Below are 441 nucleotides of genomic sequence, written 5' to 3'. Positions count from 1 at the left end.
CCATAACCTCGTCTGGGCCCTGAAGTTCAGTCAAGAACTCCCATCTTGTGAAGTCCTCCTTTCCGACCCTCCTCCATATCCTGACTTTCCCGTCCATGCCTCCAGTCGATACAAGCTCTCCATCGTGGCTGAAGGCAGTGCTCGTCACACTATCGGTGTGTCCCGTGAGCTTCACGATCTCCTTGCCCGACTCGATTTCCCAGATGTATCCCAAGTCGTCTTCGCCGCCAGAGACAGCTATCGAAGCAGTAGGGTGTGCGGCAACAGCAAATACGGACCCATTGTGTGCGGGGAAGTGTTGCAGAGAGTTGTCCTCGTAGATGATCTCGTCCTCCCCCTCTTCTGGTCTGCGTTCAGGCAGATCGCCCAAGTCGTCATCCTCGTCGTCCATAGGCTCGTCACCTTCATCCTCCACCTGCAGCACATCATTCTCGTCCACAT

General features: G+C 55.3%; 1 pseudogene. It reads right to left on the bottom strand.

Annotated elements, in window-relative coordinates:
- Positions 1 to 441: pseudogene (locus D7X55_RS41165) on the bottom strand (WD40 repeat domain-containing protein); the annotation flags it as partial.

This window comes from Corallococcus sp. AB049A (assembly GCF_003668885.1).
Taxonomy (GTDB): Bacteria; Myxococcota; Myxococcia; order Myxococcales; family Myxococcaceae; genus Corallococcus; species Corallococcus interemptor.
The sequence above is the reverse complement of the archived record's forward strand: the minus strand, read 5'-3'. Positions and strand labels throughout refer to the sequence as shown.